A 25,642-nucleotide genomic window follows, 5' to 3' on the forward strand; every position below is an offset into this window, starting at 1 on the left:
ATGAGCCACGACAACGCGATCAGTCTTGCCCTCGCGGCCTCATCCACGGCCAACGCCGATCCGCTAGCCAGCAGCACCCACATGCCGCCTGCCCGCTTCTTTGAAGACGGCACTGCGCTCAACCGTTTATTGCTGGAAGCGCCGTACATGGCGCGGTGCAGTGACGACAAAACCGCCACCCGCGTTCGCCCTCGTGAATACGCGCTGCGTTACCCTTATATGCAGGTCAATCGCCCCGGCATGGTGTCCTGGCTGGTGTTCGACCTGGACCATGCCAACGCCTTGGCCTGGGACGATGCAGGGTTGCCCGCGCCGAACCTGATGGTGCGCAACCGCAAGAGCGGCCATTCCCAGCTGTTCTATGCCGTGCCGTCCGTGTGCACCACCGAGAACGCACGGGCCAAGCCGATTCAGTACATGAAAGCGATCTATGCCGCGTTTGCCGCTCGCCTCGATGCGGACGTGGACTACCACGGTGGCCCCGTGGCCAAAACACCCGGCCACCCCTGGTGGGAGACGACCGAATTTCACAGCCACGTGTACGAACTGGGCGAACTGGCGAGCGCTGTGGAGTTGACCGTCAAGCCGTGGGCCACAGGGCCCAAGCTGGACCAGGTCAGCCATTCGCGCCACTGCATCCTGTTCGAGCAGCTGCGCTATTTTGCGTACAGCATCGTCAATCGCGAGCGCGAGCTGGGTTCGTTCGAGTCATTCATGCGCTCGCTCGATGCGTATGCCTACAACCACAACAGCTTTCTGAAGCAGGGGTTCTCGGAAAACCTGCCCCTGTCGTCGATACGTGCCACGGTCAAATCCGTAGGTCGCTGGACGTGGGATCGCTACACCGGTGATCGTCGTTGCCACCGAGGCGCAATGCAGCTCGATAGCAGCTTGTCGCTTACCGAGCGGCAAAGCCTGGCTGCCAAGCGCACCCATGAACTGCGGCACAAAGCCACAGAATCGAAGATACGCGCCGCGTGCCGTCAGCTTCAGGACCAGGGCAAGGCGCTGGTACGTTCTGCCATTGCAACACTCGCCGGCGTTTCGGTGAGAACGGTGGCCAGCTACACGCACATCCTCACTGAAGTCTCTCAACCGGCCACTGTGAGCGTTCTCAGGGCCAGCCGTAAGGCTGTGTCCGTACCACCTCGGCAAGATCGTTCACCCACTACCCCACCCGTTCAGGCCCCCGTTGGTCAGCCTGCTGATGGCCGCGCCTCGAGTGTGCAATATGGTGTACATCAGATATCTGCGGTCCCGCAGGGGCCGCAAGCCGGAGAGCCCTTAAAAACAGAACATGAGGATGGTTCATGATGGGGAGTGCGCGTATGAATTCAGTACTACGTCAGTGAGTATTCGGACTTAACTCAAGCCTGGTTCGTGTCTCTACATTTCGTGGTATATGGGGGCTGCTATTGGAGAGCGGGACTCTTGCCTGCCCCAAGCTGACCCCTTACTCTGCAATCCAAATGAATTTGATAGGGAAGGAACACCACCATGGCTCTGACGAAAGACCAATTGGTTGCCGGTATTGCAGAAGCTATCGATGCGCCAAAAACCACCGCGCGCAAGACTCTTGAGCAATTGGGACAGATCGTTGCCGAACAACTGGAAAGCGGTGCAGAAATCACTCTACCGGGCATCGGCAAACTGAAAGTTGCAGAGCGTCCAGCACGTACTGGCCGCAACCCTTCGACTGGTGCCGCTATCGAAATTGCTGCCAAGAAAGCTATCAAGTTCGTCCCTGCCAAGGTGCTGAACGACGCGATCAACCACGGTGCGTCTCAGAAAACGGAAAATAAAACACGTTAAGTGGGGGTTACGTACGCCGAAATTTCCGTCACGTTTGGGAAACCAGTACTGGTGCGGGTTGACGCCAAACCTTTGATTTCCGATGCTGCCGCGCCAAGCGCGAAGATGGCACCTTTCCATGGGTAAAACGTGTACGTAAAACCATGTCGGGTAGACGAACCAGCCGGAAAGCGACCAGCTAAAGCAATCCCTGCTGCATCAGGCTTTCAGCGGCCAGCTTTGATGGCTCATGTTCACAGGTAGGCGCTGCCTATATACTCAAATCATGGAACGTATCCAATCGATCAATCTCGCGCGAATTGACTGGTGTTGTGCCGATCACGGTATGACGCGGGATGAACTCGCCCGTGAGATCGATATAGCGCCTGCCAGCTTTGCCAAGGTGATGGCCGGAGAGGCAGGGCTGACCTTCAATCAGTTGCGCAAGCTGGCGGCCTTTTTGGGGCGTGGCACTCTGTTTTTCATGGATCCAGGGCCGGTCAACGAGGCAAAGGTGCACTCGCCGCAGTTCCGCACCTTGAGCAATCAGAAGCCAGAGCTTTCGCACCGCTTGAAGCTGCTGATCGAGCGAGTAGAACGTCAGCGCGCAGTGTTCCTCGCACTGCGCGAGGAACTTGACCCGGCAGAGGTCGTGCGATTCTCGCCGCCCGATCTGGCGGGCCTGACTATCCCCGCTGCGGCCAGCTGTGTGCGGGAATGGCTGGGATTGTCGGATCGCAACTATTTCGACAGTTACAGGCAGGCCATCGAAGCTCGCGGCCTTCTCGTTTTCCGCAGCAATGGTTACAACGGCCAATGGCAGATTGCGAAGGAAAACCCGATCTTGGGCTTTTCGCTCTATGAGCCTGAGTGCCCCGTAATTGTGGTTAAGAAACAGGATGTAGATACGCGCCAGTGCTTCACTCTGATGCATGAGCTGGGGCACATACTCCTTCATCGTGCGAGTTCAATTGACGATGAGGGGGATCTGTATTCGGCGGACGGTGAAGAGCGGGAGGCGAATGCCTTTGCCGGACATTTGTTAGTCCCCGACCGCTTTCTGTTGAGCATTCGCGACAATGAACGCCCCGCTGATGTAGCTGAATTTGATGACTGGCTTCAGCCGCAACGCAGGACTTGGGGTGTGAGTGGTGAGATGATTCTGCGGCGTCTGATGGATGCCGGCCGCTTGCCAAATGCAGCCTATGCCGCCTATCGGCAGTGGAGTCAGCAACGGGTTATACCTGAAAAAGAGGGCGGCAGCCGCGAGCACCGCAACCGCGAACCTCGGCACATTTTTGGTGATGGTTACGTGCGCACGGTGCTCGAAGCTATGAATGCTCGTCGTATCACGCTCGCCAAAGCCAGCAGTTATCTTGATAACCTAAAGATCTCAGACCTGCATAAGCTGGAGCGCTTCTATGCAGGTGTTTGATGCGTCCTCCATGCTCTACGCATGGGATAACTACCCCGTCGCGCAGTTTCCAGGGCTCTGGAAGTGGATGTCAGATCGAGTAGCGCAAGGGGTGATACGGATGTCCGAGGTTGCCGTCGAGGAAGTTGGACATAAGGCACCGGAGTGCGTGACTTGGCTGAAGGATGCTGGTCTGCAAAAGATGCCCGTGACCGAGGCGATTCTGCTGGAGGCCTTACGCATAAAGGGCCTGCTTGAGATCGAAGAGGACAAGTACGGTGCCGGAGTTGATGAAAACGATCTGTACATCATCGCCACCGCAAAGCTGCATGCCTGTGAGTTGGTCACGGATGAGGCGTTTCAACCTTCTGCGAACAAGCAAAAACGCAACTGGAAGATTCCTGTTGTTTGCAATATGGCAAGCGTGCAAACACCCTGGATCGACTACCTCGACTACATAAAGCGTTCGCAAGCGGTTTTCGGCTGATGACGTCAACTGGTGCGGATTGACGCCAAACAGTTGTTTTCCGGCAGCAAGGGGTCGGTTCCGGCTGGGGGTGAAATGACGCCCTAAGCCGGAACCGACCCCATCAAGACACAAATTGTTACGTAAGATAATGTCAATGAGATTTTAAATTGCCACTATTGGATCCATCTTATGGTGGCATTATGAACCTTCATATGTCGCTATCACTCTTCCTATACGGGAAAGTCTGGCGCTTCGTTTACACATAAGGTAGTGAATATGGACAAGTGGGACTTTTACACAGACCCTCGTGGTGAGCACCGCTGGCGTAGAACAGCATCCAACGGACGTATCGTTGGTGCGTCTACACAGGGCTATTCGAATCGAGCAGACTGCGTTGCAAATGCTCGTCGCAATGGCTACACCGGCGCTTAGACACAATATTCCTAGGCATCACGGATGATGCTGAGGACCCTGCATCTCGCTCCTACGATAAATTTGAATCACTGGGCTTACAGTGCATTTTCTGTTTAATTGCTCTCCGGACCCCGTCTGTCACTTTTAGTGTTCATGCATAGGAATTTCAAAATGCCTATGCATCAGGCCGACGCTATGAAGGAGGCGTCATGCCTTCATAGCGATGCGTAGTAAGACACTGATGCGTTACTTATGCAGTGAAAATCCCTATCAACAAGCATTAATGCAGGTTATTTCACCGCGAAGCCTAGGTGCGGACGCACCTCATCTGCGCGATCGCCTGAGCGTTGAGGACCAGTCCCTGCACCGTCAGCCCGCTGATTGCCGCCGTGTATACCATCCGCGCGCCACACAGCACGCAGCGGAACGGATCGACGTTTAGAAAGGCTTTGGCCATCTGCACAAAATACAGCTTCGGTGTCGGTCCTGGCGTCGCCATCTTCAATGCTTCATACACCTTCGGCAGGTATTTTCCACACACCCGATTGGCCAGAAAACCAAAATACCGGATCATCCGGAAATGCTTTTCCGGGATGTGCTGCACCACCCGGCGCAGCATGTCGGCCTGGCTCAGCGTTTCCTGCTGATAGGTCTGCGTGCGGTGATCCAGGTAGGTAAAGCTCAACGTGGCTCCGGAGGTGTAATGCGTCAGACGACTGCCCGAGATCGGCGGTTTTTTCAGGTAGCGGCCCAGGTAATTGACGGTCTTTCGCCCGTTTTCCGTCTTCTTCGACAAGTGGATGTGCCAGTGCTGGCCGCCAGCGGTCAGTATCAGACGGCGCCAGTCGCTTTCACCGTGGATGTGGGCTAGCTGCGGCGGCATCGTCAGTTGCGCAAGCCGCTGTCCCAGCAGGTAATCGCGCACCAGCCACATCCAGCGCCGCCGCAGGGCCTCTTTGTGGAACGACAGATTTTTCCAGACGCCCTGCTCATCCAGGGGTCGCCTCAGAAAACGGATTTTAAAGTACGCTAAGCGATTTCACTCGTCGTAATGGTCAGAATTTCCCCGCGCTGTTGCCGCTAAAGCTGGATTCCCACATCAGTGAAAGCTCTGCGTGTTACCGCTGATGCAGAATTGACCCATGTGCCGACTTGGCGTCGCCCCATAAGTATTCAGCCCAAAGTCAGACCTGCTAACGCTTTACGGAGTAGAAGCTTGGGTCAGCGAAATTTCGGCAGCTGGGTCAATTCTGCATCAGCGGCAACACCAAGCCGAAAACGGCTTGATTGAGCGGCCAAATATGTACGAAAAACCGTATCGGATAGCAAAAGCAGCCGGGAACCACTCTCATGATGTTTTCCGACGGAATTTTCGGGGGTTCCGGCGTACACCCCCCTATTTGATGCTTTTTTTGATGCAAGTCAATGACAGGGGCTCTTGGTTTTGTGCTTGTGGAACCTAATGGCTATGAACGCCAACCAAAGGCTGCGTTACCTAACTCTCGAGAAAAGACAATTCAAAATTAGCAGAGCTTAACTTTCTCCCCGCAAAAGGCACGGAATGTCTTATGAAGCTTTCAATTGCATGCATTGGAGCGCTTATTTTTGGAGAGTTTCTGCTTGAAATTGGCCTTTCCACTACTGACCATGTGCTTGTTAAAGCGGGGCTTTTGGCGCTTAGCGCGTCAATTGCACTCTTCCTGGCGGAATTGGGCTTGGCGGCCATGAAGGTTCTTCGTGACCAAGCATGTCCAGCCGCTACACCGCTGGGCCTAATCAGTATGGGCTCGTCCATGTCCGCCTCCAGGCAATCAATAAGAAAGGAAAGCACTATGCTTGTTCTGACTCGCCGTGAAGGTGAAAATATTCTGATTGAGGATGGGATTCAGATCCAAGTCCTCGCTATTTCAGAGTTCGATCAGATTGTGCGTATCGGGATTGAAGCACCGAACGTCGCCATCGTTCAATGCAGAGACATTGACAGAAAGGTAACTGAACACAATCCCAAGCCTGCCATCATTCATAAGTGTCGGTGGCGCTCATTGGTCAAAAAATAGGTAGAAAAGCTTTCATGAGCATGCAATCTTTCATCGCGGCGGGGCAAAAATACGGTGCCTGCACGTTTCGGCACTTAATCTGGATAGCCACTTCCGTGGGTATTTCGCTTACTGTCACTTTACCCACGCGGGCGGCCAGCGACGCTGCAGTAGTCACTTCCTGGGGCAAGGTAAGCGAGCCATCCAGTCCGCCAGTTTGCAAGCAGATCCAGGCCACGCTAACACCCAGGAATGGCTCACTGGACAGTGTCGACAGTGCGGCGCTCGACTCCCGACCTGACCAGGACAGAATCCAGAGTGCAATCGACGGTTGTGCCGCCGGACAGGCCGTCCAGCTTGTCAAAGGCACAGGTGACAACTCAGCGTTCCTCAGCGGTCCTCTGCAACTGAAGTCCGGCGTTACGCTGTGGGTCGACGAGGGCGTTACGCTTTTCGCGTCACGCAACCCCAGAGACTACGACAACGGCAAGGGCATCTGCGGAGTGACCACGGTCGCCAATCAGGACGCCTGCAGCGCACTGATTTCTGCAAAAAACACGCGCGCCAGCGGCGTGATCGGAAAAGGCGTGATCGACGGTCGCGGCGGCAGTCTACTCACCTCCGGTGCAAACGCCAATCTGCGTAGCTGGTGGGACCTTGTTTACCAGAAGACCTTGTCTAATGCTTACCAGCAAAAACCGCGCCTTATTCAGGTCAGTGGGGGGACAGACTTCGTCATCCACGGGCTAACGCTGCAAAACGCGCCGGACTTCAACATTGTCACTGACGGTGTGACAGGAGTGACTGTCTGGGGGATCAAGATTTTGACTCCCAGCCGGGTCTACACGGTTGAGGGCTACCGCTGCCCGATCGGCTCGACGCCTGACCAGAAGACCCCGGGCACCTGCTTTACCCCGGAAACCGTGAAGAACACCGATGGCTTCGACCCCGGCCAATCAAACAAGGTGCTGCTGGTCTACTCCTATATCAGTACGGGTGATGACAACGTAGCGATAAAGTCCAGCCGCACCTCCGGCAGCCGGGACCTGATGTTCGCGCACAATCACTTCTACTATGGGCACGGCTTGTCCATCGGCAGTGAAACCAACGGCGGCGTACACAATGTCAGCGTTGTGGATTTGGCAGCAGATGGCGCAGACAGCCAGGACGGCATTGGACTGAGAATAAAGTCAGGAGCCAAGAGCGGAGGAACCGTCGACAGCGTCAGCTACGCGAACATATGCATGCGCAACGTCAAATTCCCGCTAGTGTTCGACACTAACTACGGCAGCGTCGGCGGAACCTCGTACCCTGATTTCAGTGGTATCACCGTGAAAGGCTTCCACTACCTGGGCAGCCAACGCTTCGGTGGCGGTAAGACGACTTTTGTCGGATACAATGACAACGGCCAAAAACGACCGATTTCCATCACGCTGGATAACGTTGTCTTTGACGGAACCCAACCCAGCTTCACCGGACTCACCTCGACCCACTTCATATTGGGGCCAGGGCCGGTCAGTTTTGCCAACAAACTGGTGCCTTCGATAAAGGATGACGTCACGGTGTCCGGAAGTCCTGGTAACGGAACACCGGTCGATTGCACGGCAGCGTTCGTACCGATGAAATCCGTGGTGCCTGAGGCTCCGTTCTAGGGCGCCGTCTGATACTGACCGCAGCAAGTGGGGACGGGGGACTTTGCGCACTGGTTCTGTGCCAATGACGCCGGACTGGGGCATGCGGCGTGAGCTGATGAGCCAGAGCTACACGACACGGCTCGATCAGCTATGGGTTGTAAAAGCCAAATAATCAAGCGCACCAGCATGGGACCGCTTCTGTTTTCTCGGTTGTTCCCGTTTAGGCGTTCGTTAAAGCGCCGGGTTGACATAATTGTTATTTATGAGATTATTGACCCACTACTCAGCCTCGTACGCAGCGATTAAGTTCGCTGGCCGTTGGGGTGAAAAAACCGGCCCATAGCCGGTTTTTTCGTTTTAATGCATAGGAATTTCAAAATGCCTATGCATCAAGTTGACGCTATGACGGAGGCGTCATGCCTTCATAGCGATGCGTAGGAAGACGCTGATGCGTTACTTATGCAGTGAAAATCCCTATCAGCAAGCGTTAATGCAGGTTATTTCACCTCGAAGCCTAGGTGCGGACGCACCTTCCTCCTCTCAGGGCTTCACGTACCTCATCTGCGCGATCGCCTGAGCGTTGAGGACCAGTCCCTGCACCGTCAGCCCGCTGATTGCCGCCGTGCATACCATCCGCGCGCCACACAGCACGCAACGGAACGGATCGACGTTTAGAAAGGCTTTGGCCATCTGCACAAAATACAGCTTTGGTACCGGTCCTGGCGTCGCCATCTTCAGTGCTTCATAGACCTTTGGCAGGTACTGCCCGCAGACCCGATTGGCCAGAAAACCAAAATACCGGATCATCCGGAAATGCTTTTCCGGGATGTGCTGCACCACCCGGCGCAGCATGTCGGCCTGGCTCAGCGTTTCCTGCTGATAGGTCTGTGTGCGGTGATCCAGGTAGGTAAAGCTCAACGTGGCTCCGGAGGTGTAATGGGGGCAAATAGAGAAAACGGAAAAAATCGTACGCTAGCGTGATTCCTGTCAGATTGAGGTCCTAGAAGTTGACGGCGATCCGTCAGGAAATACAGAAACCAGCCCTAGTCTGACGGGGTGCCCATGAGCGGCCTGACGGCAGGTTAAGGTGTACTTCAACTAGTCGTTTACGGCGAGCCACCGCCTAAGTGAGTAGGGGGTTGATATCATCCAGCAAGATGGGCGTGGCAATCACGCCAGACTCTAGCTGATGCGGGTAATAGGGGTTCTCGTGGGAATTCTTATAAGCAAGCCAGCACAGGTTTTCTTGGTGATTGGCAAGCAGGGTGTGAACCTCCGTCTCGGACAGGTGGGGGGTTTTGAGAAGAATGTCGAATTCCGCGTCCACACCGTGAGCTTTAAGCCAGTAGCCGTCAGTAACCTTTTCCTGGAACTGAATAGACGTAGGTTCCTTCGGAGAAAGGTGTTTTAAAATTTCCGCGCCGTCAACATTTCCCAGATAGTAGTCAACCCTGAGGGTAGCGGACTCTGGACTCGACTTCATATGATTCTGCCAAGCAGCGACCATTTCATCCCTGCTGCTTCCAGAATCTCTCATGGTGTGAACCCACTTTGCCTCTGTGGAGTCGAGACTAAATTCCCCACACAGTTGAATCGATCGTTTACGTAGCATCTATAGCTCCTTGCTTATCGTGAAGCCGTCAGTTTAGGCCAAATTAAGCGTGGCCCGGCTAAGCGTACGATTTTTTTCGAATTCTGCGTGCTCCCCTTCATGGAAAATGCTACCGCGCCTGCGGCTTGGTGGCTGCTGCCGTCCAGCGCGACAAGTCACCCTGTTCATCGCTAAAAATACCATGCATACCGTACATACCGTACATACCGTACATACCGTGCATATTGTTCATACGAAATATATTGTATATGCGGTATGCGTGGTATATTCTAAAAATATGTATATACGATATGCACTCTGCATATCGCCTTGTATTGTGAGGTGCAAAAATGGTTGAAGCGCAGACGCTTGATGAACAATGGATCTTGGTATTAGGTGGCGAGAAGGGCGGACCAGGGAAAAGCTGCCTAGCCCAAAATCTTTCTGTAGCCATAAAGCTACTGGGGGGAGACGTGCTTCTGGTGGATGCAGACCCCCAAGCGACTTCCTATGAATGGGCAAACATCCGTGATCGAAATGGCGCTTTGGTTTCTATTCCCCATGAGAAAGCCCACGGAGACATCAGCACTACGCTTAAGGATCGGGCCAAGCGCTATTCGCACATTATCGTAGATTGCGGCGGTGCGGACTCTGAGGCATTACGCTCCGCCATGACTGTAGCATCTCACCTGCTTATCCCGCTCCGACCTAAGCGGCGTGATCTGGCCACGCTTGAAAAGCTGGAAATACTGACCCGTCTTGCGAAATCGTCCAATCCCAAGATCAAGATCAAAGCTGTGATAACACAATGCCCATCGCTGCCTAGCCAAGCTATTCGGATACTTGATGCAAAGGATGCATGTATGTCGTTTGGCATCGAGCCGTTAAACGCAATCACAATGTCTCGAAATGCTTACGACGACGCCGAGGAAGATGGATCTTCCGTGATCGAAAGCAATACTGATCTTAAGGCCAAAGAAGAAATCGAGAAAATCGCAGACGAGCTATTTGGTGAACACAAATGGGCCTGAAGTCGATGAAGCGCCCTGACAATGAACAGCCTTCCCAGGAGGAGCTAGACAGGCGTGCACGCGAATTCATAAGAAGTTCGCCGGTAACCACCCAATCAGGGGCCGATGCGGGGCCGCAAAAATCCGGAAAGTTAAGCGCACGCAAACCTACAGCCAAGCGCTTCATCTTCTCTCTCAACGAGGATACAAGTCAGCAAATTGATTCTGTTGCACTGTACCCACGCACCTTCAAAGCCAGTCGCTCAGACGTAGTGAAGGCAGGTCTTCTCGCGTTGCTATCAATGCCTGACGATGAGGTCATTGCGCTACTGGCTCAGGTAACCGGAACAGGTAATACCAATAAAGACGGATAGCTCACACCTACCTATTAAGGTATGCTATGTATATATGATGCATACAGTATTGCATGTGCATATGATGCATACAGTATATTTGCTTTACACACAGTATATCGCTGCCTATGCATAGGCTCACGGTGGCTGCCATCAGTGTTCGCTATTGCTGGGGTTTGGGGAGCAACAGAACAGAAAGTGCACTTAAAGGGGTTGTAAGCCGGAATCGGGGTCCGGGGAGCAATGGAACAGCGAACCGACTTAAGGATAGCGGCTAGTGGCCTTCTTTCTCGATGAGCCGAACCTAAGCGTCTGTCCGAAAGAGGATCATTCAACGGACGCTGAGTAGTTAATCGCTAATTCTCGTAAATAGGCTCCATTACCCGCTCAGAAGCACCGTGGAGAATAGAGACGGCAGCCAATTTGAGGTATACCGAGCTGAGCTATTAAGTATCGATCATCTATCTCTGGTATTTGCCGAACCCAACCGACGCTAGACCCCCACCCCGCTTAAACCACAGAATACGATGGTTATAAAAAACTGTCCCTTTAGGGGTCTCCTCAGAAAACGGATTTTACAGTACGTTAAGCTGATTTCAGTCGTCGTAATGGCCGGAATCTTCCACCACGGGGTTTGAGGAGTAACGGAACAGAAAAACAACCTAAACCCCGCCACTGGCGCTCGGTATGGTTCAAAAGGGTGGTTCTTTCCAAGATGGCTCTATAGGCTTGCTGTTATACCCATAGAGCCATAGCTGATAAGCCATGGCCTATCTGGGTATACCAAAATGGGCCATATGATGACGACTCTCAATGTTGCGCGTGTGTACCTGCGTGTCAGTACCGAAGACCAAGACTTGCAGCGCCAAGAAGCGATCATTGGCAATGCGCGAGCATCGGGCTACTACGTGGCTGCGGTCTATCGCGAAAAAGCATCGGGCGCTCGATCCGACCGTCCCGAGCTGTTGCGCATGATCGAGGACCTGCAACCAGGTGAAGTCGTCATCGCTGAGAAGATCGACCGAATCAGCCGTCTTCCCTTGGTCGAAGCAGAAAGGCTTGTGGACGCGATCAAGGCTAAGGGCGCACGCTTGGCGGTGCCCGGCATCGTCGATTTATCGGAATTGGCCGAGGCATCCAGTGGCGTCGCCAAGGTGGTGTTGCAAGGCGTACAAGACATGCTGTTGCGTGTGGCACTGCAAATAGCTCGTGACGACTTCGAAGACCGTCGAGAGCGACAGCGGCAAGGCATCGACTTGGCCAAGAGCGCTGGTCTATATAGAGGACGCAAGCCGAATGCTAAAGTGCATGAACAGATCATTGCCTTTAAAAGCGGCGGGTGTAGCATTGCAGAGACTGCTCGGCTGGCGGGGGTCAGCGTCAGCCAGGTAAAACGCGTTTGGACGCAGTACCTGGCGGCTAAGGCAGATGTCTGAGGTGCTGCTTGGTTCAGTAACCGTCTGTGACCTTGCTGAATTATTTCCAGCCTCTTGGTCAACAGTATCGAACCCTTTCATCAGGCAAAAAAATGCTCGATTTATCCGCAGAGCAACACCAGCTGGCGAAGATAGTCCATGATTATGCCAGTCGATTTCCAGCTACAGAAAGTGGCGATAGCCAGCTACTTCAGGGCTGCTATGACTATATGCTGGCTTTCAAACAGGTGTTCGACAGCTCATCAAAAATCCAAATGGACTACATCTGCCTGCAATATCCAGGATTTTTTCGTTTCGCGAAAATGATGGAGCTGCTGGCCCAAGGTATTGCTGATGGCGTCATTCAGGTGCCGAAAGAACACTCAACATGACAGGACGGTCATTTCGACGGTTTGGGCGTACAATTTTATCAGGAGGCATTATGAGCATTCAACTTGACCCTCGCGTCTCGGAGTTCGAGACCCAGGAACAGGCCGACAATTACGACCGTTGGTTTCGCCAGCGTATCGAGCACAGTTTGGCCGATCCGCGTCCACCCGTGCCGCACGATGAAGCAATGGCTCGCGTCAGAGCCATGATCGAAGCAAAGCGCCGCCGTGCTAGTTGAGTGGCTTCCACAAGCTTTGGAGGCACTGGAGGAAATCGCCGGCTACCTAGCCGAGCGCAACCCTTATGCTGCCGAGCAGATGCAGGCCACCCTTGAGGCCACGGTCGAGGCTCTCCCCCTGCACCCTTACATCCACCGTCCCGGCCGTGTTCCAGGAACGCGCGAAGCGGTTGTGCATCCCAACTACCTGGTTGTCTACCGCGTCGGTACAGAGCGCATCAGCATCTTGGACGTCCTGCACGCCCGCCAAGAGTACCCCTAGCTGCCGTCGCCAAGATTCCGGCCACTACAACGACTGAAATCAGTTCAGCTTAACGTACTTTAAAATCCTTTTTCTGAGGCGGCCCCTATTGGAACAAACACCCATGAGCCATCCACCTTTCCAACAAGCACTGACCGAGGCCGAACTCGATAGGCTGACTGGTTTTCTTGATGCCATTGGCTCACCGGCCATGAACATTGAAATGCTTGACGGCTATTTTGCGGCACTGATCTGTGGTCCGGAGATGGTGCCTCCCAGCGAGTACCTGCCACAAATCTTGGGCGAGAATTTCAGTTTTGAAAGCAACGCTCAGGCTACCGACATGATGGGGCTCATCATGCGCCACTGGAATACGATTGCATCGGTATTGCTTAACACGCTGGAGGAGCCTGACGTGTATTTGCCAGTGCTGTTGGAGGATGACGATGGCATTACTTACGGCAACGATTGGGCTCTGGGCTTTATGCGCGGAGTTCAGGCCCGACCTGGAAGTTGGCGTGACCTGATCGACAGCGACGAACATAGCGGGCCGATGCTCCCCATCATGCTCTTGGCCTATGAGAATGACCCCGATCCAGCGCTGCGACCACCGTCGGTTACTAACGAAAAGCGTGAAGAAGTGATTGAGATGATGATCGCCAGTTTGACGATAATCTATCGCTTCTTCGAGCCTCATCGATGGTCGCTGGCACTGACACCACCCGATGTACCACTACGCAGAGAAGGACCGAAAATTGGACGCAACGCCCCCTGTCCGTGCAGCAGTGGACGCAAATTCAAAAATTGCTGCGGATCCAACTCCCCAACGATGCACTGACCATCAGGAAATTGACTTCCTTGTTCCATTGCTCCCCAGACCCCGAAACACTGAGCCAGACCGACATGCTGCGCCGGGTGGTGCAGCACATCCCGGAAAAGCATTTCCGGGATGATCCGGTATTTTGGTTTTCTGGCCAATCGGGTGTGTGGGAAATACCTGCCGAAGGTGTATGAAGCACTGAAGATGGCGACGCCAGGACCGACACCGAATCTGTATTTTGCGCAGATGGCCAAAGCCTTTCTAAACGTCGATCCGTTCCGCTGCGTGCTGTGTGGCGCGCGGATGGTATACACGGCGGCGATCAGCGGGCTGACGGTGCAGGGACTGATCCTCAACGCTCAGGCGATCGCGCAGATGAGGTACGTGAAGCCCTGACAGGGGGAAGGTGCGTCCACACCTAGGCTCAGCGGTAAAATAACCTGCGTTAATGCGGACTGATAGGGATTTTCACTGCATATGTAACGCCTCAGCGTCTTCCTACGCATCGCTATGAGGGGAGCCCGCAGAATTCGGAAAAAATCGTACGTTAGGCCATCGTTTGCGGTCAGGTTTTTAGCAAGATCACAAAACTTTTCAACGACTTATGGTTTTTAGGCGTGTCCGTTGAAGTACACCTCAACCCGGCGTCAGACCGCTTACCAGCCCCCTGTCAGACTAGAATGGTTTTCTGTATTTCCTGACGGATCGCCGTCAATTTCTATGACCTCAACCTGACAAAATTCACGCTAGCGTACGATTTTTTCCGTTTTCTCTATTCGCCCCTGCTAGGCCTACATGTATATTAGAAAGCCATAACGAACCGGTGAGATAAATAATGACAGGAATCTACAAAGCTGATTGGATGCAAGCGCTAGCGCGCAATAAGCAATACGGCCTTTCTGTACCAGCCGTATATACGGCGCCGCAGGAGAAATATTTTACGGCTTCAAGAATAGCAGAGCTTCCGAAAATTATTCAGCCAGCTTTGGCGGGATTAACGATGGATGATTTGGTTTGTCAGTGTCTAGCAATACATTTTAAGTTACTTCCCGTTTTGCAAGATTGGCTTGGGTGTCCTGTTTATTTCACCCTGGGCTGGATTGATGATGGAAAAAATGGAATGTTCAAGTTTGGAGATCCGCTTATTAAGTCCCTTCTTGACGGAGAGCCTAGAAGCAGCGTAGTCAACCTGCATGCTTGGTTGACGCTACCCTCAATGGAAATCTTCGACGTTACGTTGTCAACGACCATTGCTAAGGTCAATAACTTGACGGAAGGATATGGAGGGGTATTTAGTCAACACCCGGATAGCCTTAAGGGAATTGCCTTCAAGCCCATGTTGCTGGGAGAGGAATTTTTGATTCGCAGTAAGTTGCTCAGATTTGAATAGAATCCAGCTACAAGCTAAGCTTAAAGTCAACTTTGGCGTAGGAATTTCATATGCTCCTTCTGACTCGCCGCGAAGGTGAAAATATTATGATTGGCGATGGAATTCAGATCCAAGTTCTAAGCGTTTCAGAGGACACTGGGGATGTACGTATCCAGATTGAAGCCCCAGACGCCGTCGAAGCCCAGAGAAGAAACGTTGAGAACGAAGTGACCGATGGCAAGCCTGGTCCTGTTATTACTCATAAGCGTCGGTGGCGCTCGTTGGTCACTCGGTTTGAATGATCAACCAACCGCCCTTATGACCTCCTTGATAGCCTCGTCCTGACCCGGTGGGCTTTTTCAAAAGCGGGCTGGGTGCTTCGTGACGATGAGTAGGTCAGTGCCATTGGCCATGACCGACTAACGTTGCGCCAGCTCGTCGCGGACCTTCATGACGGTCGTAGTTGAACATGCAGCGTGCCTCGCTACTGAGCGGATTCCGAGACCTGCAGCCAGCAGCTCACGCACTCGGTTAGCTGGACCTGCGGCCAGCTTAGTGTACGCTCTTGCTCTTCATTCTAGTCCAGAGCTTTGACAACAACCAACCTGATAAAGTGACCGAGAGTGAAGACAGAATAAATACTACGCTCATGATTAGCGTTTCTCCTTCTTCGGCACCAGCCACGTTAAAAAAGTGACGAAGCGCTATGTATAGGGCTTCGCCATTTGAAGTCTCGAGCCCTGCTTGAACTATTCCGCTAGTAAAAGCAGTTCGTGTTACAAGAAGTGCAACAAAGAATAGTGCAAGAATTTTTATGATTGCTTTAATAGCGCGCATCATTTCTTCCTTGGATCGATCACGTCTAGGATTCCATAGTATTTTTGTCCAGAGCCTGGAATACGTCCGCCATCCATGTTGCGTAGATAAATACTTAGCTGCTCAAATGCAATTTTAGATGGCATTGTAACACATCCCTCGCTCAAGCCTGCCACCCCAACGGGGTGTAACCTAAAGTTTACTCGAGTAACATTATCAATAGTTGTTTCGTCATCAACGTGTCCATCGTCGCGATAAAGTGAAAACCAATCGCTCCGATCAGTGCGTGCAATAAAATCTTTTATAGGATCTCTCAGCCAGCCTAGTCTTCCACCGCTTTCCCTATCAAGAATATAATAACGCCCTGGCGGCAACGGACCTTTATCACTGTTACTGACTGCGGAAGGATCATTGGCGAAATTAGTAGATCCAGAAAATGCATCGTAGCTTTCATTATTGCTACACTTCAGCTGGCTGGTAGCATGACCAGTCAGCTCAAATGTGCAATAGGCAACCTTATTAGTGTCAATGGTTGGGGAGGCCATGGGGAAACTCTCCTTATGTCGCTTTAGGCATATACTTTGTTAGCGATACCGTCCCAACCACCCACGACCTGACCACCGCTCTGACCATCTGCACGCTTTTGTTGTGTGTATGTCATTTGCATACGTCCATAATTCAGACGCACCGTCTCTGTTGGAAAGCCACCTTCAACGTTACCGTTTCCGTTGAGCGACACGGAAGAAATAATTACTTCTTCTAGTTTTATTTCCAAGTACTTGAATTTGTCTGTCCCAGCACGATTGACTGCGATAGTTACCTCTTTGAAGTGTTTCCCACTGCAACACGCTTCGTGAAGTTTCGGCGTTGACTTGTCTACGGTTTTACGAAAGAACAGATCGCTCATACGGGCACGCCCACCCGTGGCTCCGCCAGCGCTGGTGGCAGTGGCTGACGCAGATTGGCTTGCGCCCACGTCGAAATCTTCCATTTCGATCCAGTCCTTGAACTGGGTGTCAAGTGCTTCGCCGGGAATGCCTTCTATTTTTAAGTATGCATCAAAAGCCATATTTGATTCCTTCCATGTTAGTGAAAAACCCACTGTAGATTTGACCACGGCCCGATTGCTTCAGGTATCGCAAAACGCGAAGCAGATGGCTAAAGTATACCCTTTATCCCCTGGGCCTGTACTTAGTGTGCTGTCTCAAAATTAAATTCTCTCATGTCTGAGAGGTCATCGCTTCGCGGGCTCGCTATATCTTGATGCATAGGAATTTCAAAATGCCTATGCATCAAGCTAACGCTATGAAGGAGGCTGATGCTACGTGGTTGATCGAAAGCGCTTATATCCAATGGGCCGCTGCAGAGCCAAAGGGCTAAGGAGACGCTGATTTATTCTAAAGCACAGCTGTTGCCTCCTGATAAATCCAGGCCTCCAGAGCGTTGCCGGGACGAAAAATCGAATAAATCAGCGGCTCCCTAAGGGACATTCTATGAACGCGATTGCTACCCCCGCCATGGGGTTTATAACCTGTACTGAGCCGCTTCAGGCCAAAGGCAATGGGTATGACTATCCCATCCTGGTTCGGATCGAATTCGAGCGACAGTCAGATAATTCAGTCCAATTGATTTCCCGGGGAGGGCACACAGGAACACTGATCAAAAATGCTAGAAGGGTGAATATCTCAAGCCACGACTGGGACAACCGCCCGTATGACCCCCTTGATAGCCTCGTCCTGAACCGGTGGGCTTTTTCAAAAGCGGGCTGGGTGCTTCGTGACGATGAGTAGGTCAGTGCCCTTAACCGACTAACGTTGCGCCAGCTCGTCGCGGACCTTCATGACGGTCGTAGTTGAACACGCAGCGTGCCTCGCTACTGCGCGGATCCCGAGACCTGCAGCCAGCAGCTCACGCACTCGGTTACGCAGCTCTGCGTCTACGGGTCTGCCTTTGTAGACGCCTGAAGCTTTTGCCTTCTCAATCCCTTGTGCCTGGCGCAGTCTTCTTTGTTGATAGTCCTTCCTGGCGATGGCGGCCATCATATCGATCATCATGTAGTTGATGGCCGCCAGCATGCGGTCGGTGAACTCGTCCCCCGACTGGGCCGTCATGCCTTGATGACTGGTAGGCAGATCTACAGAGACGATCCGTATGCCTCGGTTATCGATTGCTGTTTTGAGGGATCGCCAAGCCTGGTCATCCATCCGCGACAGCCGATCGATGCTTTCCACCAGCAGCACGTCACCTCGGCGAGCATCTTTGAGTAGTCGGATTAATTCCGGGCGGTCGGCATGGCTGCCACTGGCATTTTCCATGTAGCACGATGCGATGGCCTTGCCGTAGCCGGAGACAAACGTTTCCAAATAATCACGCGCTCGACTTGCGTCCTGGTCATCGGTCGATGCTCGAAGGTATGCACGAATGAACATCAGTAGATCCGTCTCATTTTGGGTGTAGTCAAATGATTGTATCAAATTGGGTGTGCGTTAAGTGCGCAAAGCTGAAATCGGGTCGTGCTGATTTTCGTGTCACTTGGGGTATACCCAAAAGTGACGAGATAAAAAGGTTACAAGTGGTGACATTTTTTGCTTAGCGCTAGAGTGCCATTTTGGATACACCTTAAGTTGACATGTGTATCGGTGGCTAGAAGCGGCGCCCCAGTCGCTGAAGTCTTTTGGAGCGTTAGGAATCATTAGCTAGCCTATAGCGCCTGCCGATGTATTTTTGGAATGGGCGGATGGCGGCTTCGGTGTTACCGATGATATTCACCATGACTTCCCGTTTGACTGCGGAATCAGGTCAGCTCTTGGTACGCGTATGGCCGGATGACGCTGCTGGCCTATGCTGGACATTGTTTTTGGTGTACTATGTACTCCTGCGGACAAGGATAGCATCTGTGAGCAACGCTATTGAATTCATCGAAACTTCGATGTTCACACGCCAGATCAAGGCTCTCGCAACAGATGATGAACTGAGAAGCCTTCAGGCGATTTTGATCGAGTCTCCGGACAAAGGTGATTTGATCACCAACACAGGAGGGCTCCGCAAGGTACGCATGGCCATGGGAAACCAAGGCAAGAGCGGCAGTGCGAGAGTAATATATTTTTTGGCTACACCTGAGGTGATCTACCTGGTGATGGCATACCCGAAAAGCACCAAAGACAGCCTGACTGATGCTGAAAAAACAGAGCTGAAGCTGCTCACTCAAAAGCTGAAAAAAGAGGTGTGATATGAGCTTTTTTAACGAGTTGAAGGCCTCTCTTGAAGAAGCCGTGGATATCAAGAACGGTGCTAAGCCGGCTGCTCGGCGAACTCAATACGAGTTGGCCGACGTGAAAGCGATCCGAGCCCAGTTGAATGTTACCCAGGGTGAGATGGCAAAGGTGTTGGGCACCAGTATTGATACGGTGAAAAGCTGGGAAAATGGACGGCGTAATCCTACGGGCCTTGCAGCCAAGGTTCTTGCCACGGTGAAGGCAAATCCTGATTTTTTCCGAGAGCTGTCCGTACATTAAGGCGTGCCGCGCTTGAACGCAGCGCGCGGCCCCTCCCTGCGCTCAGGACTGGTCTTATGGCCGCGTGTAAAGCCTACAACTGAGGCTTGATACGGGTTACATGTGGTTGCGGTTACGGTAGATTTGATTTTCATCAAACTGGACCTACCACCATGACTGTCGATCCTGACCCGCTTGGTCTTGCAACAAAGATCATCCAGCACTACAGCAATGCCCAGATCGCCCAGTTGATCAGGATGATCAGTCCAGTTTCTCCCTGCGCCCTGATGACCGCGGAGGAATTTGAGCGAGTCATGGCCGTGCTTGCCGGCCAGAATCGACGTCGGGCGTTCTCTGATCGTTCGACAAATGCTGCCAGGCTTGTCCTGGTTATGGGTGCCAGTGTGTCCGAAGCGGCTTTGGAAACTGGATTGGCCAGGCAGGTGGTTCACAGACTCATGACACGTATTCGGTCGCGCCTGGAGGGTTTGCCGGCTGATTGGGTCAAGGTCGAAGCCTGGCTGCCCCCTGCAGCTGCAGGTGATGTTCTGGCATTAGCTCAATCACTCAGATCTGCTCAATCGCAATAGGAGAGGAGTGCCCTGGCTGTTTGGGCCTCGGTGCAGCTCGATCGTTGACAACCTCTGACGTGCGTTCCCTTCGCTGCGCTCAGGGCCGGGCTTTCGTGCTGCGCATCGAGCCAGGCCATGAAGCCGGCCCGTCTCGCCCCTTCGGGCTTCAATCCTCGCCGGCAAGCCGGCTCTAACGCCTCCGGCCTCTCGGCCTGCGCGCTCCGCTTGCCGTCGCTGCCTGTACCTCCCGTATCACCTGCCGGCTTTGCTGCGCACCTTTCGCCGTGCGCTTGACGGTAGATCGAGCGCGGCACCTGACAAGGGTTCGGCTGCGCCCGCGACACTCCCCCGTTCAGACTCGCTTCGCTCCCTTAGCTGCGGCCTCGCATCGCGCCCTTGTCACGCACCTATGCGCCCGATCGACCTAAGCGCATCGGCGAAAGGCACTCAGCAAAGCCGGCACAGAGGTGAGACGAAATGAACAGACAAGCAAAGCAACAGCTGATGAAGCGCTTCACAAGCGGTCAGGTCGAGATCTGCAAAAAGCTGCTGAAACTGAGTCGCCAGGTACACAAGTTCAATGCCCGCGTCGAGTTCCTGGTGCTGACGTTCAAGCATGACCTGGCAGACGCCGTAGTCCGGTATGAACTTTGGGACAACGGTTTCGAAGGCCTGGGCGAACGCCAGTTCGACAACTGCTTTGAAATGGGTGACTCGGCCGAGGTGATCGCCGAGCTAATCACCACAGCGCGTCGTGAAGGCTTCGTGGAAAAAATTCAGACCTGGTGCGGCAACGAATCGTTTGCCCGCTGGTGCAGCTACGCCGACCGCCAGGGCGACCTTTTCGCCGCTTAACCCCGCTTGCGCCCGTCAGGCCGGGCGCTACACCAGGAGAAAAAAAATGCGTATGTCCAGCAACTTCCGTAACCCATGCATGATCCGCAGTGACGTCGCACTGAGCAACGATCAGATCGCCCACTATGTGCCTTCCATCTTCGCCGAAGAAGCGCACGACAGCAGGTCGGCACGTTATCTGTATATCCCGACCGTGCAGGTACTTGATGCGCTGCGCGCCGAAGGATTTGAACCATTCATGGCCTGTCAGACACGCGTGCGTGACCAGGGCAAACGTGAGCACACCAAGCACATGCTGCGCCTGCGCCATGCGAGCCAGATCCTGGACCAGGAAGCCAACGAAATCATCCTCCTCAACAGCCACGATGGCAGCAGCAGCTATCAGATGATTGGAGGAAAATTCCGTTTCGTGTGTGCAAATGGACTGGTACTGGGAGACGTTGCCGCTGACCAGAAAGTGCGACACAGCGGTCGTGGTGATGTGGTGCATGACGTGATCGAAGGCGCCTTCGAAGTGTTGAAGCATTTCGAACAGATCGACCACATCACCGCTAACATGAAGCATCAACAATTAGACCAGGACGAGCAAGAGGCTTTTGCATTGGCTGCCTTGGCGTATCGCTACGATCAGGCAGAAGGACCTGCGCCTGTTACCCCGTCCCAGTTGCTCATGCCACGCCGTCGGGAGGACCGTAGCAGCGACCTTTGGACCACCTTCAATCGAGTCCAGGAAAACACCATCAAAGGCGGTTTGACCGGGCGTAACAAGCAAGGCCGACGCACGACCACGCGAGCGGTCAATGGGATTGATCAGGACGTGAAACTGAACCGGGCCTTGTGGGTACTTGCGCAGGCTATGGGTGAGCACAGAAAAGCCGCTTAATTCAACACAACTGGGCGTTGGCGGCGCCCAACTCTGACAAGTCCACATCAACGTAAGGATGAAGATAATGAACGGCTACGTAGTCACCTGGACCATCTACACAGAATCGGTAGGCGCACATAAAGAAGCCGCCCTTGATGTAGCACAGCGTTTCTTCCAGGCACGTATCGCTGACGGCGAACCAGACAGCGTGTGTACCTTTGTTGTCACCGGTATGGATGGTCAATCGGAAAAAATCGATCTTGCTGATTATCTTTACACGGATTGAAGACGGTTGCCTTGGAACAAAAAAGCCCCTCGATGTGGGGCTTTTTTGTTGGCTGGCTTTGAGCGCTCAGGCAACCTGAGGCTTCGCCCGAGGTGCCGCACGTTTGCGCTTAGTGGTCAGGTCGGTAATTTCCCGAACACTCACGTTCAGACCAACATCAGCGAGAGCCTGTTTAACCTCCGAGACGGAGTAACCCTTGGCCGAACACAGCTCAACGATTTGTTCTTTGAGCGACTGTAGCACTTCGGCCTGGCTCATTTTGTCCTTGCTCAGGTCTGGCAGATCGGCCAGTTTTTGACGGGCGGCTTCTAGGTCTTGTTGGGTGAATGTTTTCTGCTTGGCCATAGGCTGGGTATCCTGATGTACTGATGGGTTACTCTAAATTAAGTTAGTGCTTTGAGCCGTGCTCTCGTTTCTTTGACCGTCTGGCGTATTCAGTTACCAGCAACGCAATACGTGCAGGGGATGTTCTCACATCAATTGTTCTGAGGGCTTCTTGTATGGCCAGCAGTGAGTATCCCTTTTCTTGAGACAACGTGTGAAATCTATCTGCAAGCGCGCTCAGAAATTCACCTTTCGACATTCTGTCCTGACTGAGGTCTGGCAAAGCCGCAAGAGCTTTCCTGGCGACCTCTACCTGATCTAGCGTGATTTTTTTCTTTTTATCCATGTGTGCACCCGCATTCTGCTGATATCAATACACCGTGATGGGTCACGGGATTCAGGCTGATCAATGTCAAGCGTGAACATCACCCTACGCATCGTGCGGAGTTTGTCTACAGTCGAGCTGAATCCATGCTTTTCCAGGAAGTGCAAAATATCCGTGAGGGTAAAGTCTTCATCGTGCAGGGCCGCGTACAGTTTTTCGTGGACTGACGCTTCAGGCCCAAAGCGCTGGAACTTGTCCACCTTCAGCGAGGGGAGGCCGTCCAGAAACTCACGGGCCGCAGACAGATCATGCTGGGTGTACAGCCTTGTCTTTTCCATGAAAATCAGCCCCTTACGTGTCCTGCGCTTTTCAAAGGTCTGGAGAGCCTGCTCGAATTTCGAGGCCCAACCAACCACGCAGCGCTCTTGTCCGCTTTAGGGTAATATGGTATTTAAAAGGTGTAAACACGGTTTAAGATATTGACCGGAAATGTTTTGTACGGACGGCCCGCACGCGGTCCATCCGACAAAACCCGGATCAGGGCTCCGCCCCGACACCCCGACAGCGTTATTCAGTTAGTTAAGGTTGAGTCAGAGCATGTCGAAAAGCACAGCGCGTCAAGCAACGGTGAGGATCGAAATTCGTTGCACTGAAGAGGATGCGGCCTTGATTCGCGAAAAAGCGCTGGCTGCCGAGATATCTGTTTCGGATCTGATGCGTCGTGCTGCGTTGAATCGCAAAATCAAGACACCGACTGACAAGAAGCTAATGGCCGCGTTGCTACAGCTCGGTGGCTTGCAAAAGCATTTGTTCAACCAAATGCAGGAGGCCATGACGACCGAACTCAGCAAGCAGTACGCTGATGTCCTAGTAGCCATCAAAAAAGCGATCAATGCCATCGATCTTTCGCAAACACATGTCCAGTAAGCCAAGACTCACATGAACGTCATTATTCCCCAAAAACGCCGTGAAAAAGGCTCCAGCTTCAACCGGCTGGTGAGCTACATAAGCGACCGTGGGGATAAGCCGAAAGATGATGATCTAGTCAGTGCTGCGCCTCGTCAAAATGCTTCGCGCACCAAGAAGGCGATGTTCGATCGGCTCGTTGATTATGCGGATCGAAATGATGGAGACGACCGTGCCGTCGTGATCACCGACGTGTTCCCCGATGGTCGTCAGCGCTTGATCAGTAGGGGCATTTCTTGCGAGACAAACTGCTTCTCCTGGGAGACATCGGCGGCGGAAATGAACATGGTTGCGGCCCAGAGTCGTCGCTGCCAAGACCCGGTCTATCACTTCATCTTATCGTGGCGCGAAAACGAACTGCCTACAGATGCGCAGATATTCGAATGCGCCGAACACTGCATTCGTCAGCTGGGCATGGAAGGACATCAGTACGTCACCGCTATTCACCAGGACACCGACAATACGCACTGTCATGTAGCCGTGAACCGAGTCAATCCTATTACCTACAAAGCCGCCGCCTTGTGGAATGATGCTGACACGTTGCAGAAAAGCTGCCGAGTCCTCGAACGCAAATACGGATTCATTCAGGACAATGGGAGTTGGCAGTGGGGTGTCAACGACCAATTGGTCCGTGCTCCTTTTCGGTATGGCAGTGCTCCGCAAGGGACTGTGCCATTGCAGGTCTATTCCAACACCGAGAGTCTCTATCACTACGCCGTGCGTGAGGTGCGCGAAAAAATATCTGAGCTTATCGAATCGCGAGAGATTACCTGGCGTCAAATCCATCTGGCCCTGCATGAACGTGGCTTGGGATTGAGGGAGCAAGGCGAAGGTTTGGTGATCTATGATTTCTTGCGCCCCGAGGGTCCTGTGGTCAAGGCTTCTTCGGTTCATCCAACGCTGACCAAGTTTCGATTGGAGGCCCACATAGGCCCGTTTGAAGGACCACCCACCTTCGAACATGAAGAATGGAGCTATGGTATTTCTTCCTATTACCAGCCTGCATTTGAACTCCGAGATAAAGACGTGCGTTTCGATCGCCGGCAGGCGAGAGCTGAGGCTCGGCTGGACTTAAAAATGCGCTACAAACGCTATCGTGAGGGATGGGAAAAACCTGATCTTCATGTCAAGGATCGATACCAGCAAGTGGCTGCTCGCTACCAGGCAATGAAGGCGGACGTCAAACGCTCTCAGCACGATCCTTTGCTTCGCAAGTTGCTGTATCGAGTTGCCGAGTTCGACCGGATGAAAGCCATGGCTGAGTTGCGCATTGAGCTTCGTGATGAGCGGCAAGCGCTTGCCGAAAAGGGCTTGCTTCGTCCGCTTGCATACCGTCCCTGGGTCGAGCAGCAAGCTCTCAGAGGAGACGTTGCGGCAGTCAGTCAACTGCGTGGATTTGTGTATCGAGAAAAGCGGAAGGAGCGCACTCCGAACGGTGGGTTTGATCGTCTTATCCAGTGCGGCCAGGCAGATGATTCTGCTGTCTATCACCTGCGCTCTTACACGTCACATTTGCATCGTGACGGCACTGTCGAATATCTGCGCGATGGCAGGGCGGGTGTGATCGACCGTGGCGATTTCGTCCACGTAAAACCGGGGTTCAATGACGACGATGAGTTGGACAATTATCGGCTGGCCGCCAATCTGGTATCCACGAAAAGCGGTGACGCTGTGAGGATCATTGGTGATGACCAGTTCGTTGATCAGGTGCTTGATGCGGGATGTGGCGTCAACCATCGCGGAAGTCAGTATGTGTTCCAAGTGACCGATCCAGAACAGTTGGCGCGCTACGACGTGATCGAGAGGGATCACCGTCAGTATTACGGATACGACGAGCCGTCCCGTCCCCAGTCCCCCGTACGTCATGATCCGGTGGATGATGCTCCGGATGATGGTTACCAGCCTCCAAGACCATTTGGCGGTTGAAACCCGAGTGTCCTTAGCGCAGGTCATT

General features: G+C 53.1%; 33 protein-coding genes and 4 pseudogenes. 27 read left to right on the top strand and 10 right to left on the bottom strand.

Annotation, left to right across the window (positions count from 1 at the left end):
• The 5 genes from I9H09_RS26460 to I9H09_RS26480 all read left to right on the top strand — a co-directional run bounded on the left by I9H09_RS26460 (position 1) and on the right by I9H09_RS26480 (position 4,106).
• Positions 1 to 1,314 carry a replication initiation protein gene (locus I9H09_RS26460; RefSeq protein ID WP_060412816.1) on the top strand — a complete coding sequence of 438 codons (1,314 nt, stop codon included), beginning with the start codon at positions 1 to 3 and terminating at the stop codon, positions 1,312 to 1,314.
• Positions 1,315 to 1,497: 183 nt separating this feature from the next.
• Positions 1,498 to 1,812, top strand: coding sequence for an HU family DNA-binding protein (locus I9H09_RS26465; protein ID WP_060412817.1), 315 nt, complete (start codon positions 1,498 to 1,500; stop codon positions 1,810 to 1,812).
• 265 nt (positions 1,813 to 2,077) lie between these two features.
• Positions 2,078 to 3,226 (top strand): ImmA/IrrE family metallo-endopeptidase, encoded by a 1,149-nt coding sequence (locus I9H09_RS26470; protein ID WP_031598959.1) that lies wholly within the window; start codon positions 2,078 to 2,080, stop codon positions 3,224 to 3,226.
• The gene (locus I9H09_RS26475) at positions 3,213 to 3,692 is read left to right on the top strand and encodes a DUF4411 family protein (RefSeq protein WP_031598957.1); all 480 of its coding nucleotides are present in this window, start codon (positions 3,213 to 3,215) and stop codon (positions 3,690 to 3,692) included. Before I9H09_RS26470 ends, I9H09_RS26475 begins: the two co-directional genes overlap by 14 nt.
• A gap of 258 nt (positions 3,693 to 3,950) precedes the next feature.
• Positions 3,951 to 4,106 (top strand): YegP family protein, encoded by a 156-nt coding sequence (locus I9H09_RS26480; RefSeq protein ID WP_096060180.1) that lies wholly within the window; start codon positions 3,951 to 3,953, stop codon positions 4,104 to 4,106.
• A gap of 289 nt (positions 4,107 to 4,395) precedes the next feature.
• Here I9H09_RS26480 and I9H09_RS26485 read toward each other — a convergent pair.
• A pseudogene (locus tag I9H09_RS26485) lies at positions 4,396 to 5,085 on the bottom strand (IS91 family transposase); the annotation flags it as partial.
• An 835-nt stretch (positions 5,086 to 5,920) separates the two neighbouring features.
• Here I9H09_RS26485 and I9H09_RS26490 point away from each other — a divergent pair.
• From I9H09_RS26490 to I9H09_RS26500, 3 genes are all read left to right on the top strand, one after another.
• Positions 5,921 to 6,145, top strand: coding sequence for a carbon storage regulator (locus I9H09_RS26490; RefSeq protein WP_044311068.1), 225 nt, complete (start codon positions 5,921 to 5,923; stop codon positions 6,143 to 6,145).
• A 14-nt stretch (positions 6,146 to 6,159) separates the two neighbouring features.
• Positions 6,160 to 7,776, top strand: coding sequence for a glycoside hydrolase family 28 protein (locus I9H09_RS26495; protein WP_236502615.1), 1,617 nt, complete (start codon positions 6,160 to 6,162; stop codon positions 7,774 to 7,776).
• Positions 7,777 to 7,840: 64 nt separating this feature from the next.
• The gene (locus I9H09_RS26500) at positions 7,841 to 7,930 is read left to right on the top strand and encodes a DUF4113 domain-containing protein (protein ID WP_231994119.1); all 90 of its coding nucleotides are present in this window, start codon (positions 7,841 to 7,843) and stop codon (positions 7,928 to 7,930) included.
• A gap of 368 nt (positions 7,931 to 8,298) precedes the next feature.
• Here the strand turns inward: I9H09_RS26500 and I9H09_RS26505 are convergent.
• Together I9H09_RS26505 and I9H09_RS26510 are read right to left on the bottom strand one after the other, a co-directional pair.
• Positions 8,299 to 8,697, bottom strand: a pseudogene (locus I9H09_RS26505) (transposase); the annotation flags it as partial.
• A 184-nt stretch (positions 8,698 to 8,881) separates the two neighbouring features.
• The gene (locus tag I9H09_RS26510; RefSeq protein WP_024421281.1) at positions 8,882 to 9,370 is read right to left on the bottom strand and encodes a hypothetical protein; all 489 of its coding nucleotides are present in this window, start codon (positions 9,368 to 9,370) and stop codon (positions 8,882 to 8,884) included.
• 329 nt (positions 9,371 to 9,699) lie between these two features.
• On the opposite strand from I9H09_RS26510, the gene I9H09_RS26515 reads away from it, so the two are divergent.
• From I9H09_RS26515 to I9H09_RS26560, 10 genes and pseudogenes are all read left to right on the top strand, one after another.
• A complete protein-coding gene (locus I9H09_RS26515; protein ID WP_005730279.1) occupies positions 9,700 to 10,380 on the top strand; it encodes a nucleotide-binding protein in 681 nt (226 codons plus the stop codon).
• Positions 10,371 to 10,733 (top strand): hypothetical protein, encoded by a 363-nt coding sequence (locus I9H09_RS26520; protein WP_005730278.1) that lies wholly within the window; start codon positions 10,371 to 10,373, stop codon positions 10,731 to 10,733. Before I9H09_RS26515 ends, I9H09_RS26520 begins: the two co-directional genes overlap by 10 nt.
• Positions 10,734 to 11,512: 779 nt before the next feature.
• Positions 11,513 to 12,148, top strand: coding sequence for a recombinase family protein (locus I9H09_RS26525; RefSeq protein WP_103724617.1), 636 nt, complete (start codon positions 11,513 to 11,515; stop codon positions 12,146 to 12,148).
• A 92-nt stretch (positions 12,149 to 12,240) separates the two neighbouring features.
• Entirely contained in the window at positions 12,241 to 12,519 is a 279-nt protein-coding gene (locus I9H09_RS26530; RefSeq protein WP_003320513.1) for a hypothetical protein, read from the top strand.
• Between the two features lie 50 nt (positions 12,520 to 12,569).
• Positions 12,570 to 12,755, top strand: a complete 186-nt coding sequence (gene relB / locus I9H09_RS26535) for a type II toxin-antitoxin system RelB family antitoxin (protein ID WP_005730485.1) — start codon at positions 12,570 to 12,572, stop codon at positions 12,753 to 12,755.
• On the top strand, positions 12,745 to 13,017 hold the full coding sequence (locus tag I9H09_RS26540) for a type II toxin-antitoxin system RelE/ParE family toxin (RefSeq protein WP_003348606.1): 273 nt from the start codon (positions 12,745 to 12,747) through the stop codon (positions 13,015 to 13,017). The genes relB and I9H09_RS26540 overlap by 11 nt, the downstream gene beginning before the upstream one ends.
• Before the next feature lie 103 nt (positions 13,018 to 13,120).
• Positions 13,121 to 13,834, top strand: a complete 714-nt coding sequence (locus tag I9H09_RS26545; RefSeq protein WP_044311048.1) for a YecA/YgfB family protein — start codon at positions 13,121 to 13,123, stop codon at positions 13,832 to 13,834.
• Positions 13,835 to 13,878: 44 nt separating this feature from the next.
• Positions 13,879 to 14,212 (top strand): annotated as a pseudogene (locus tag I9H09_RS26550) (transposase); the annotation flags it as partial.
• A 439-nt stretch (positions 14,213 to 14,651) separates the two neighbouring features.
• Positions 14,652 to 15,206, top strand: a complete 555-nt coding sequence (locus I9H09_RS26555; RefSeq protein ID WP_031598886.1) for a hypothetical protein — start codon at positions 14,652 to 14,654, stop codon at positions 15,204 to 15,206.
• A 50-nt stretch (positions 15,207 to 15,256) separates the two neighbouring features.
• Positions 15,257 to 15,487 carry a carbon storage regulator gene (locus tag I9H09_RS26560; protein ID WP_031598890.1) on the top strand — a complete coding sequence of 77 codons (231 nt, stop codon included), beginning with the start codon at positions 15,257 to 15,259 and terminating at the stop codon, positions 15,485 to 15,487.
• 117 nt (positions 15,488 to 15,604) lie between these two features.
• Here the strand turns inward: I9H09_RS26560 and I9H09_RS26565 are convergent.
• The 3 genes and pseudogenes from I9H09_RS26565 to I9H09_RS26575 form a co-directional block, all read right to left on the bottom strand.
• A pseudogene (locus I9H09_RS26565) lies at positions 15,605 to 15,718 on the bottom strand (recombinase family protein); the annotation flags it as partial.
• Positions 15,719 to 16,021: 303 nt separating this feature from the next.
• Positions 16,022 to 16,546, bottom strand: a complete 525-nt coding sequence (locus I9H09_RS26570) for a DUF2778 domain-containing protein (protein ID WP_080719055.1) — start codon at positions 16,544 to 16,546, stop codon at positions 16,022 to 16,024.
• 23 nt (positions 16,547 to 16,569) lie between these two features.
• Complete coding sequence (locus I9H09_RS26575) at positions 16,570 to 17,070, bottom strand: Hcp family type VI secretion system effector (protein ID WP_236502550.1); 501 nt, start codon at positions 17,068 to 17,070, stop codon at positions 16,570 to 16,572.
• A gap of 424 nt (positions 17,071 to 17,494) precedes the next feature.
• Between I9H09_RS26575 and I9H09_RS27000 the strand changes: the two genes are divergently transcribed.
• The gene (locus I9H09_RS27000; RefSeq protein WP_060403415.1) at positions 17,495 to 17,791 is read left to right on the top strand and encodes a hypothetical protein; all 297 of its coding nucleotides are present in this window, start codon (positions 17,495 to 17,497) and stop codon (positions 17,789 to 17,791) included.
• Between the two features lie 18 nt (positions 17,792 to 17,809).
• On the opposite strand, the gene I9H09_RS26580 is transcribed toward I9H09_RS27000, so the two are convergent.
• Positions 17,810 to 18,430, bottom strand: coding sequence for a recombinase family protein (locus I9H09_RS26580; protein WP_005747119.1), 621 nt, complete (start codon positions 18,428 to 18,430; stop codon positions 17,810 to 17,812).
• Between the two features lie 467 nt (positions 18,431 to 18,897).
• Here I9H09_RS26580 and I9H09_RS26585 point away from each other — a divergent pair, with 467 nt between their 5' ends.
• The 6 genes from I9H09_RS26585 (at position 18,898) to I9H09_RS26610 (ending at position 22,073) form a co-directional block, all read left to right on the top strand.
• Positions 18,898 to 19,230: a type II toxin-antitoxin system RelE/ParE family toxin gene (locus I9H09_RS26585; protein ID WP_005769723.1), complete on the top strand. Its 333-nt coding sequence runs from the start codon at positions 18,898 to 18,900 to the stop codon at positions 19,228 to 19,230.
• Position 19,231: 1 nt separating this feature from the next.
• A complete protein-coding gene (nadS, locus tag I9H09_RS26590; protein ID WP_005769722.1) occupies positions 19,232 to 19,516 on the top strand; it encodes a NadS family protein in 285 nt (94 codons plus the stop codon).
• A 152-nt stretch (positions 19,517 to 19,668) separates the two neighbouring features.
• Positions 19,669 to 20,085, top strand: coding sequence for a TrfB-related DNA-binding protein (locus tag I9H09_RS26595; RefSeq protein ID WP_005769721.1), 417 nt, complete (start codon positions 19,669 to 19,671; stop codon positions 20,083 to 20,085).
• Positions 20,086 to 20,544: 459 nt separating this feature from the next.
• A complete protein-coding gene (locus I9H09_RS26600; RefSeq protein ID WP_003344294.1) occupies positions 20,545 to 20,922 on the top strand; it encodes a hypothetical protein in 378 nt (125 codons plus the stop codon).
• A gap of 46 nt (positions 20,923 to 20,968) precedes the next feature.
• A complete protein-coding gene (locus I9H09_RS26605) occupies positions 20,969 to 21,805 on the top strand; it encodes a DUF932 domain-containing protein (RefSeq protein WP_103379609.1) in 837 nt (278 codons plus the stop codon).
• 67 nt (positions 21,806 to 21,872) lie between these two features.
• A complete protein-coding gene (locus I9H09_RS26610; RefSeq protein WP_005769719.1) occupies positions 21,873 to 22,073 on the top strand; it encodes a hypothetical protein in 201 nt (66 codons plus the stop codon).
• A gap of 66 nt (positions 22,074 to 22,139) precedes the next feature.
• Here the strand turns inward: I9H09_RS26610 and I9H09_RS26615 are convergent, their stop codons facing one another.
• The 3 genes from I9H09_RS26615 to I9H09_RS26625 are packed head-to-tail and all read right to left on the bottom strand — an operon-like array spanning position 22,140 to position 23,060.
• Positions 22,140 to 22,418 (bottom strand): mobilization protein, encoded by a 279-nt coding sequence (locus I9H09_RS26615; protein ID WP_004661031.1) that lies wholly within the window; start codon positions 22,416 to 22,418, stop codon positions 22,140 to 22,142.
• Between the two features lie 43 nt (positions 22,419 to 22,461).
• Positions 22,462 to 22,743: a hypothetical protein gene (locus I9H09_RS26620; RefSeq protein ID WP_080268300.1), complete on the bottom strand. Its 282-nt coding sequence runs from the start codon at positions 22,741 to 22,743 to the stop codon at positions 22,462 to 22,464.
• A complete protein-coding gene (locus I9H09_RS26625; RefSeq protein WP_024671637.1) occupies positions 22,716 to 23,060 on the bottom strand; it encodes a hypothetical protein in 345 nt (114 codons plus the stop codon). Before I9H09_RS26625 ends, I9H09_RS26620 begins: the two co-directional genes overlap by 28 nt.
• A 259-nt stretch (positions 23,061 to 23,319) precedes the next feature.
• Between I9H09_RS26625 and mobA the strand changes: the two genes are divergently transcribed.
• Positions 23,320 to 23,649 carry a plasmid mobilization protein MobA gene (gene mobA, locus I9H09_RS26630; RefSeq protein WP_122253302.1) on the top strand — a complete coding sequence of 110 codons (330 nt, stop codon included), beginning with the start codon at positions 23,320 to 23,322 and terminating at the stop codon, positions 23,647 to 23,649.
• Between the two features lie 12 nt (positions 23,650 to 23,661).
• On the top strand, positions 23,662 to 25,614 hold the full coding sequence (traI, locus tag I9H09_RS26635) for a TraI/MobA(P) family conjugative relaxase (RefSeq protein ID WP_005769713.1): 1,953 nt from the start codon (positions 23,662 to 23,664) through the stop codon (positions 25,612 to 25,614).
• Positions 25,615 to 25,642: the final 28 nt, after the last annotated feature.

The sequence above is a fragment of the Pseudomonas tremae genome, assembly GCF_023278125.1.
GTDB classification, from domain to species: domain Bacteria; phylum Pseudomonadota; class Gammaproteobacteria; order Pseudomonadales; family Pseudomonadaceae; genus Aquipseudomonas; species Aquipseudomonas tremae.

What these genes read in the sequence shown, in the direction of transcription:
- I9H09_RS26520 (WP_005730278.1), top strand. Translation starts at nt 10,371, where the DNA reads ATGGGCCTGAAGTCGATGAAGCGCCCTGACAATGAACAGCCTTCCCAG.
- I9H09_RS26620 (WP_080268300.1), bottom strand. Translation starts at nt 22,743, where the DNA reads ATGGATAAAAAGAAAAAAATCACGCTAGATCAGGTAGAGGTCGCCAGG.
- I9H09_RS26575 (WP_236502550.1), bottom strand. Translation starts at nt 17,070, where the DNA reads ATGGCTTTTGATGCATACTTAAAAATAGAAGGCATTCCCGGCGAAGCA.
- mobA (WP_122253302.1), top strand. Translation starts at nt 23,320, where the DNA reads ATGTCGAAAAGCACAGCGCGTCAAGCAACGGTGAGGATCGAAATTCGT.
- I9H09_RS26465 (WP_060412817.1), top strand. Translation starts at nt 1,498, where the DNA reads ATGGCTCTGACGAAAGACCAATTGGTTGCCGGTATTGCAGAAGCTATC.
- I9H09_RS26555 (WP_031598886.1), top strand. Translation starts at nt 14,652, where the DNA reads ATGACAGGAATCTACAAAGCTGATTGGATGCAAGCGCTAGCGCGCAAT.
- traI (WP_005769713.1), top strand. Translation starts at nt 23,662, where the DNA reads ATGAACGTCATTATTCCCCAAAAACGCCGTGAAAAAGGCTCCAGCTTC.
- I9H09_RS26530 (WP_003320513.1), top strand. Translation starts at nt 12,241, where the DNA reads ATGCTCGATTTATCCGCAGAGCAACACCAGCTGGCGAAGATAGTCCAT.
- I9H09_RS26610 (WP_005769719.1), top strand. Translation starts at nt 21,873, where the DNA reads ATGAACGGCTACGTAGTCACCTGGACCATCTACACAGAATCGGTAGGC.
- I9H09_RS26525 (WP_103724617.1), top strand. Translation starts at nt 11,513, where the DNA reads ATGACGACTCTCAATGTTGCGCGTGTGTACCTGCGTGTCAGTACCGAA.
- I9H09_RS26595 (WP_005769721.1), top strand. Translation starts at nt 19,669, where the DNA reads ATGACTGTCGATCCTGACCCGCTTGGTCTTGCAACAAAGATCATCCAG.
- I9H09_RS26515 (WP_005730279.1), top strand. Translation starts at nt 9,700, where the DNA reads ATGGTTGAAGCGCAGACGCTTGATGAACAATGGATCTTGGTATTAGGT.
- I9H09_RS26470 (WP_031598959.1), top strand. Translation starts at nt 2,078, where the DNA reads ATGGAACGTATCCAATCGATCAATCTCGCGCGAATTGACTGGTGTTGT.
- I9H09_RS26490 (WP_044311068.1), top strand. Translation starts at nt 5,921, where the DNA reads ATGCTTGTTCTGACTCGCCGTGAAGGTGAAAATATTCTGATTGAGGAT.
- I9H09_RS26460 (WP_060412816.1), top strand. Translation starts at nt 1, where the DNA reads ATGAGCCACGACAACGCGATCAGTCTTGCCCTCGCGGCCTCATCCACG.
- I9H09_RS26615 (WP_004661031.1), bottom strand. Translation starts at nt 22,418, where the DNA reads ATGGCCAAGCAGAAAACATTCACCCAACAAGACCTAGAAGCCGCCCGT.
- I9H09_RS26625 (WP_024671637.1), bottom strand. Translation starts at nt 23,060, where the DNA reads ATGGAAAAGACAAGGCTGTACACCCAGCATGATCTGTCTGCGGCCCGT.
- relB (WP_005730485.1), top strand. Translation starts at nt 12,570, where the DNA reads ATGAGCATTCAACTTGACCCTCGCGTCTCGGAGTTCGAGACCCAGGAA.
- I9H09_RS26480 (WP_096060180.1), top strand. Translation starts at nt 3,951, where the DNA reads ATGGACAAGTGGGACTTTTACACAGACCCTCGTGGTGAGCACCGCTGG.
- I9H09_RS26475 (WP_031598957.1), top strand. Translation starts at nt 3,213, where the DNA reads ATGCAGGTGTTTGATGCGTCCTCCATGCTCTACGCATGGGATAACTAC.
- I9H09_RS26570 (WP_080719055.1), bottom strand. Translation starts at nt 16,546, where the DNA reads ATGGCCTCCCCAACCATTGACACTAATAAGGTTGCCTATTGCACATTT.
- I9H09_RS26500 (WP_231994119.1), top strand. Translation starts at nt 7,841, where the DNA reads ATGACGCCGGACTGGGGCATGCGGCGTGAGCTGATGAGCCAGAGCTAC.
- nadS (WP_005769722.1), top strand. Translation starts at nt 19,232, where the DNA reads ATGAGCTTTTTTAACGAGTTGAAGGCCTCTCTTGAAGAAGCCGTGGAT.
- I9H09_RS26605 (WP_103379609.1), top strand. Translation starts at nt 20,969, where the DNA reads ATGCGTATGTCCAGCAACTTCCGTAACCCATGCATGATCCGCAGTGAC.
- I9H09_RS27000 (WP_060403415.1), top strand. Translation starts at nt 17,495, where the DNA reads ATGAACGCGATTGCTACCCCCGCCATGGGGTTTATAACCTGTACTGAG.
- I9H09_RS26600 (WP_003344294.1), top strand. Translation starts at nt 20,545, where the DNA reads ATGAACAGACAAGCAAAGCAACAGCTGATGAAGCGCTTCACAAGCGGT.
- I9H09_RS26545 (WP_044311048.1), top strand. Translation starts at nt 13,121, where the DNA reads ATGAGCCATCCACCTTTCCAACAAGCACTGACCGAGGCCGAACTCGAT.
- I9H09_RS26560 (WP_031598890.1), top strand. Translation starts at nt 15,257, where the DNA reads ATGCTCCTTCTGACTCGCCGCGAAGGTGAAAATATTATGATTGGCGAT.
- I9H09_RS26495 (WP_236502615.1), top strand. Translation starts at nt 6,160, where the DNA reads ATGAGCATGCAATCTTTCATCGCGGCGGGGCAAAAATACGGTGCCTGC.
- I9H09_RS26510 (WP_024421281.1), bottom strand. Translation starts at nt 9,370, where the DNA reads ATGCTACGTAAACGATCGATTCAACTGTGTGGGGAATTTAGTCTCGAC.
- I9H09_RS26580 (WP_005747119.1), bottom strand. Translation starts at nt 18,430, where the DNA reads ATGTTCATTCGTGCATACCTTCGAGCATCGACCGATGACCAGGACGCA.